Below are 6,119 nucleotides of genomic sequence, written 5' to 3'. Positions count from 1 at the left end.
GGCTCGTTGGAGGCGGGCGCGACGGTCGAAGCGTTGCCCTGACCCGCGGGCTGGGTGGTCACCGGAAGGCGCGATGGCGTGGACGCACCGTCACACGCGGCGAGCCCACCGGCGAGCACCGCCAGCGCGGCCACCGTGATTACTGATCTCATGATCTCTCCCCTCGATGTCCGACCCCATTCGAAGGAAGAATCGACAGCAGAAGCGGATTCGTTTCCTGCGCTCATGAACCGTGACCCACCCGAGGTGAGCCCGTGACGACAGCTCAGCACGTCTGGTACGCCGCGTACGGCTCCAACATGCACGCGCGGCGGTTCGCCTACTACCGCGAAGGCGGCACCCCGCCCGGAACCGACCACACCTATCCGGGGTTCCGTGACCGGTCCGCACCGGCCGCCGTCGTACCGCTCGACCTACCGGGAAGTCTGTATTTCGCCTGGCAGAGCCCCGTGTGGACCGGCGGGGTCGGGTTCTATGCCGCGCGCCCCGCGGCGGGCAGGCCGGTCGGCGCGGCGGCACGGGGGTACTTGCTGACCGTCGGTCAGTTCGGTGACCTGCTGGCGCAGGAGATGTATCGAAGTCCGGCGATCGACTTCGATCCGGCGCCGGTCCTCGCCGACGGTGCGGTGCGGCTCGGGCCGGGTCGGTACGAGACGGTGGTGCACGCGGGGACGCACGACGGGATTCCCGTCCTCACCTTCACCTCACCGTGGGATCCGGAAACCGTGGCCCTGCGACGGCCCTCGGCCCGATATCTGACGATGATCGGCGCCGGGCTGCGCGAATCACACGGCTGGGATCTGGATCGCATCGTCGACTATCTGCGGGTGTGGCCCGGAATCGCCGGGCACTGGACCGAGCCCGACCTGCGCGGCGCGCTACTCAGCGCCACCGGACTCGAGCGGCCCTAGATTTTCGTCGCGCCGATCGCGGGTACTCCCCTGGTGCGGGGCGTCGACCACCGGGAGCACACGCATGGAGTGGTTCACGGCACCGGAGTACTGGCAGGGCAGGCTGATCTTCCAGCGTGGCCTGGCGGTGATCTACGCCCTCGCCTTCCTGACGGCGGCACTACAGTTCCGCGCGCTCCTCGGTGAGCGCGGGATGCTGCCCATCCCGCGATACCTGGCCCGGACGCCGTTCCGCCGGTCACCCAGCCTGTTCCAGCTGCGCTACTCCGATCGGTTCTACGCCGGCATCGCCTGGTTCGGTGCGGTGCTCGCGATGTCGGTCGCGCTCGGTGTCGCCGATCTGGTGCCGCTGTGGGCGGCCATGGCGTTGTGGTTGCTGCTGTGGGCGCTGTATCTGTCGATCGTCAACGTGGGGCAGACCTGGTACTCGTTCGGCTGGGAATCGCTGCTGCTCGAGGCGGGGTTCCTGGCGATCTTCCTCGGCAACGACACCGTCGCGCCGCCGCTGCTGGTGTTGTTCGCCGCGCGCTGGCTGCTGTTCCGGGTGGAGTTCGGGGCCGGGCTGATCAAGATGCGTGGCGATCGGTGCTGGCGGGACCTGACCTGCCTGTACTACCACCACGAGACCCAGCCGATGCCCGGTCCGCTGAGCTGGTTCTTCCACCATCTGCCCCGGCCACTGCACCGGGTGGAGGTCGCCGCCAATCATGTCGCGCAGCTGATCGTGCCGTTCGGGCTGTTCGCGCCGCAGCCGGTGGCGAGCGTCGCGGCGGGCATCATCATCGTCACGCAGTCGTGGCTGGTGCTCTCCGGCAATTTCGCCTGGCTCAACTGGGTGACTCTGCTGCTGGCGACCACCGCGGTCAGCGCGTACCCGGTACTGCCGGACGCGCCGCCGGTGGCCGAGCCGCCCGGATGGTTCCTCGGCGCCGTCGTCGCCTTCGTCGCGATGGTGGTGGTGCTGAGCTTCTGGCCGGTGCGCAACCTCCTCTCCGCACAGCAGGCGATGAACGCCTCGTTCGACCCGTTGCACCTGGTCAACACCTATGGTGCGTTCGGCAGCATCACCCGGGTCCGTCAGGAGATCGTGCTCGAGGGCACCGACGCCACCCACCTCACGCCGGACACGGTGTGGCGCGAATACGAGTTCAAGGGCAAACCGGGCGACCCCCGGTACCGTCCGCGCCAGTGGGCGCCCTATCACCTGCGGCTGGACTGGTTGATGTGGTTCGCCGCGCTGTCGCCGGCCTACGCGCGATCGTGGGCACTGCCGTTGGCGATCCGGCTGCTCGACAACGACCCCGATACCCTGCGCCTGCTGCGGCGCTGCCCCTTCCCCGACGCACCGCCGCACTACGTGCGCGCCCGGCTGTACGAGTACCACTTCAGTACGCCCGCCGAACTGTTCCGCGAACGGATCTGGTGGCGCCGAACCCTGATCGGCGAGTTCCTGCCTGCGCTGCGTCACCCACGCCTCGACCGGCACCGGGAATGAGAAAAGCCCGGCACGATGGCCGGGCTTTTCGTTGAGCGGATGACGAGATTCGAACTCGCGACCCTCACCTTGGCAAGGTGATGCGCTACCACTGCGCCACATCCGCGTGCCTTCCGAAACCGATCCGGCGAGCGCCGGTGACTTCGTCGTGCGAGTACGAACTTTAGCGCGAAACTCCCGAACTACGAAATCCGGGCTCACTCATCACCCGGGGCGGCGGTGAGACCTCGCGTCGGCGGGCGTCGTTAAGCAGGTCACAAGGATGCGGAAAAGGCTGCGGGGGAAGGTTTTTCGCAGGCGGTAGTCGTGACCGCGGGAATCATGGGAGGAACGACTGTGAAGTCTCTGGGGATGATCGCGGCGGGCGTCGCGATGACGGCGCTGACCGTATTGGGGGCCGGACCGGCGCACGCCGACTTCACCGACCCGGTGGAGTACACCGACAGTGGGGAGAACGTGGAGGACGAAGGGTTCGGGGAGTACGCGGTCAACCGTTCCGACCCGAACTCGTGCCTGGTGGTGCAGAACCACACCGGCGGGCAGGTGACGGTCCGGTTGAACTACCCGACCAGCGGCGGAAAGTGGCTGTTCAACCACGATCAGGTCGGTGTGCTGATGCGCAACGGCAAGGTGGTCACCTCACCGTCCGGCAATTGGAATGTGCGGACGAACCCGCCGATCAGGTTCAACTGGGTCTACGACGGCAACATGAACACCCGCAGGGGTTGCAACGGGTCGTGGGTGCTGACCATGAACTGAGCCGCAGGGTCCGGTGCGCCGCCACGCACCGGACCCGCCCGGTCAGCTCGGCCTCGACGCGCCGCCTGCGACGACGGGGGCGAAGGCGGCGCGGTGGTCGGCGGCCCAGGCGGCGTAGCCGCGGGGTGGTCTGCCGAGGACGCGTTCGATGTCGTCGGTGACGAGCTCGTTGTGGCCGCCGCGGATGAAGGACTGGCCGATCAGTGAGCCTTCCACGAAAGCGGGCGGAAGACCCGCGGCGACCATGAACGCGCGGGCGTCGGCTTCGGCGATATCGGTGACGGCGATCGGGCGGTCGAGAACCCGCGCGAGAACGGCGGCCTGGTCGCGGCCCGTGTGCAGGTCGGGGCCGGTCAGGGTGTAGATACGGCCGTGGTGATCGTTCGAGCGCAGCGCCGCTGCGGCGACCGCCGAGACATCGCGTGGGTCGACCACGGCCTGCCTGCCGTCGCCGGTGAGGTTCGGGACGGGGTGACCGTTGCTGAGGGATTCGATCCAGCTGAACGTGTTCGACGCGAAAGTATTGGGGCGCAGAATCGTCCACTCCAAGCCGGAGTCGCGCACAGCCTGCTCCCCTGGCACATGCCAGGAACCCGGCACGCCGAGCCGTGGGTCGCCGGTACCGACCGCGGACAGCTTCACCACTCGCCGCACACCGGCCTTTCGCGCGGCAGCCACCAGTTCGGCATCGGTGCCGGTGCTGTCCGGGCCGGGGATCCCGACGAGGAACGCGGCCGCTACGCCCGCCATGGCGGGTCCGAACGTTGCCGGGTCGCGGTAGTCCACCCGCACCACCTCCACCCCGGCGGGGAACCCTGCCCGCTCCGGGTCGCGGGTCGCCGCCCGGACGGCGACGCCCTCGGCTGCCAGCTGTCGCACGATGTCGCTTCCGATGGTGCCTGTCGCACCGGTGATCAGGATCATGGAACGAGCATGGCCGCCGCGCTGCCTGCGAAGATAGGAGAAATCGGCACGGACATCCCGGCCCGCGCCGCCTACAGTCGACCAGGTGGAGTATCTGACCTCGGCGCACATCGAGACGCCCGTGACGACACCGGAATCGTTGCGCCCGTGGCTCACCGAACTCACCAGCACGCCACTGTTCGACGACCTCGCTCAGCCGTTCGCGCATCCGCCCGTCGCGACCACCACGGTCGTCCTGCGCACCGAAAAGTCCGGTCGCGGTAGCGCGTTCGTCGTCGGCGCGCAGACCAAGGCGTCCTACTCGACACCCGAGGAGCCCGCCGGGTGCGTGCGGCTGCGCCTGGAACCGGGCGTGACCCGCCAGCTGCTCGGCGTGACCGCGGGCGAACTCACCGACCGCGTCTTTCGTCTCGACGAATTGCCGGGTCCGCTGGGCGGTTTCGCGACGGAACTGACGGGCGTGCCCGCCGCACACGCGATCACCCAACTGGAAGACCTACTGCCGCACACTATCTCGGAATCGGATACCGATCGGGCGCACCGGATCGTGCTGCGCGAGGCGATCTCGGCGCTCACCGCCGACAACGCCCCCGCACTCTCCGAACTCACCGCGCGCCTCGCTGTCAGCGAGCGCCAGCTGCGCAACCTGTTCACCATGGGAATCGGCCTGTCCCCCAAGCATTTCGCTCGCATTCAACGCCTGCGGCGGGTCCTCTCCTACGCGGGCGACACCCCATGGTCACACCTCGCGGCGAGTACCGGCTACTACGACCAGTCCCACCTCACCGCCGACTTCCGCACCCTCATGGGCGTCCCACCCGCCGCCTACCTTCGCGGCAAGCTGCCGGCACCGACCCGCTGCCGGATTCCACGCTGAGTCCGCCTCCGCGGGCATCCGCCACATCGCACGCGAGCCGAACGGGCACAGTAGCGATCACGGCGCAGGAGCGCTCACCACCCGGACAGTCGGCGGATTCCGCAAGCTCTGACCGACCACGCAGTAGCGCTCGGTGAGTTCGCCGAGCTTGACCAGGGCGGCGTCGTCGACAGCAGCCGAGGTGGTGACGGTGATCGTCACGGCGATCGGCGAAACCCCGACCTCCACGGTTCGATCGATGCCCAGGGTGCCGGTGGCGTCGAAGGACCCCGCCGCCTCGACCTCGGCGCCGGTGATGGGCAGGCCCATCGCGGTGGCGACGCTGCGGCAGGTCACCCCGGCGCAGGCCGCCACCGCCTCCAGCAGCATGTCGCCCGAGCAGGCGTCGGCGCCGTCACCGCCGGTGGCGCGGTGCAGGCCGGCGCGGACCGGGCCGGCGAAGGTCCGCACCGTGCAGGTGATGCCGGGTTCGGCGAACGAACCGGCGCCGCGCAGGGCGGTGACCGCGGCGGCCGGGTCGTCCCGGTAGCGCTGTTTCACCGGAGCTTGCAGGGCCTTCAACTCCGCCGCGGTGGTCATCTCCCGAGCGTAAGCCCGCCCGAGGCCGAAATATCAGCCCTCGGTGTCCTGCGTTTTCTCTGCCTTGCGGGCGAAACGTTCGGCCGCTTCGGCTTCGTCGAGGGCGGTGGCCTCTTCGAGGGAAGGGGCACTGCCACCGAGCCGTTTCGGGACCCAGTAGGCGCCGGGCTCGTGCTCGTAGGATTCTTGCAGGTCGGCGAGCATTTCCTGCATGGTGGAGCGCAGCTGTGCGGTGAGGTCGGCGACGGGTTCGTAGGGCTGGATGGGGGTGCCGACGGCGATCGAGATGGGGGTGTTGGTGCGGCCGAGCCGCTTGGGGAAGCCCTTGGTCCAGACGCGCTGGGCGCCCCAGATGGTGATCGGGATGATCGGCACACCCGCCTCCAGTGCCATGCGGGCCGCGCCGGACTTGAATTCCTTGATCTCGAAGCTGCGGCTGATCGTGGCCTCGGGATACACGCCGACGAGCTCGCCGTCGCGCAGGTACTGCACCGCCGATTGGTACGAGTCGGCGCCCGCGGTGCGGTCGACCGGGATGTGCTTGAGGGTGCGCATGATCGGGCCGGAGATGTTG

The 6,119-nt window shown here is 68.8% G+C and carries 7 protein-coding genes and 1 tRNA gene; 4 read left to right on the top strand and 4 right to left on the bottom strand.

Translation table 11 applies throughout. The features are described 5' to 3' along the window. Positions 1 to 254: 254 nt before the first annotated feature. Complete coding sequence (locus ACFWF3_RS20810) at positions 255 to 911, top strand: histone deacetylase (RefSeq protein ID WP_379314920.1); 657 nt, start codon at positions 255 to 257, stop codon at positions 909 to 911. 64 nt (positions 912 to 975) lie between these two features. Further along, a complete protein-coding gene (locus ACFWF3_RS20805; RefSeq protein ID WP_379314919.1) occupies positions 976 to 2,406 on the top strand; it encodes a lipase maturation factor family protein in 1,431 nt (476 codons plus the stop codon). Positions 2,407 to 2,440: 34 nt separating this feature from the next. Here ACFWF3_RS20805 and ACFWF3_RS20800 read toward each other — a convergent pair. Continuing rightward, positions 2,441 to 2,512, bottom strand: a tRNA-Gly gene (locus tag ACFWF3_RS20800). A gap of 230 nt (positions 2,513 to 2,742) precedes the next feature. On the opposite strand from ACFWF3_RS20800, the gene ACFWF3_RS20795 reads away from it, so the two are divergent. Further along, positions 2,743 to 3,165: a hypothetical protein gene (locus ACFWF3_RS20795; protein WP_378637916.1), complete on the top strand. Its 423-nt coding sequence runs from the start codon at positions 2,743 to 2,745 to the stop codon at positions 3,163 to 3,165. Between the two features lie 42 nt (positions 3,166 to 3,207). Here ACFWF3_RS20795 and ACFWF3_RS20790 read toward each other — a convergent pair whose 3' ends face one another. After that, positions 3,208 to 4,089 (bottom strand): SDR family oxidoreductase, encoded by an 882-nt coding sequence (locus ACFWF3_RS20790; RefSeq protein ID WP_379314918.1) that lies wholly within the window; start codon positions 4,087 to 4,089, stop codon positions 3,208 to 3,210. An 85-nt stretch (positions 4,090 to 4,174) separates the two neighbouring features. On the opposite strand from ACFWF3_RS20790, the gene ACFWF3_RS20785 reads away from it, so the two are divergent. Next, positions 4,175 to 4,966 carry a helix-turn-helix domain-containing protein gene (locus ACFWF3_RS20785; protein WP_379314917.1) on the top strand — a complete coding sequence of 264 codons (792 nt, stop codon included), beginning with the start codon at positions 4,175 to 4,177 and terminating at the stop codon, positions 4,964 to 4,966. Positions 4,967 to 5,023: 57 nt separating this feature from the next. Here the strand turns inward: ACFWF3_RS20785 and ACFWF3_RS20780 are convergent, their stop codons facing one another. Next, entirely contained in the window at positions 5,024 to 5,545 is a 522-nt protein-coding gene (locus ACFWF3_RS20780) for an OsmC family protein (RefSeq protein WP_379314916.1), read from the bottom strand. Between the two features lie 33 nt (positions 5,546 to 5,578). After that, a partial coding sequence (locus ACFWF3_RS20775) for a lysophospholipid acyltransferase family protein (protein ID WP_379314915.1) occupies positions 5,579 to 6,119 on the bottom strand: 541 nt, incomplete at its 5' end.

The organism is Nocardia sp. NPDC060220, assembly GCF_042727815.1.
GTDB lineage: Bacteria > Actinomycetota > Actinomycetes > Mycobacteriales > Mycobacteriaceae > Nocardia.
Note: the sequence above shows the minus strand (reverse complement) of the source record. Positions and strands in the feature narration are given on the sequence as shown.

Coding starts and splice junctions, on each gene's coding strand:
- ACFWF3_RS20805 (WP_379314919.1), top strand. CDS start 976: ATGGAGTGGTTCACGGCACCGGAGTACTGGCAGGGCAGGCTGATCTTC.
- ACFWF3_RS20790 (WP_379314918.1), bottom strand. CDS start 4,089: ATGATCCTGATCACCGGTGCGACAGGCACCATCGGAAGCGACATCGTG.
- ACFWF3_RS20780 (WP_379314916.1), bottom strand. CDS start 5,545: ATGACCACCGCGGCGGAGTTGAAGGCCCTGCAAGCTCCGGTGAAACAG.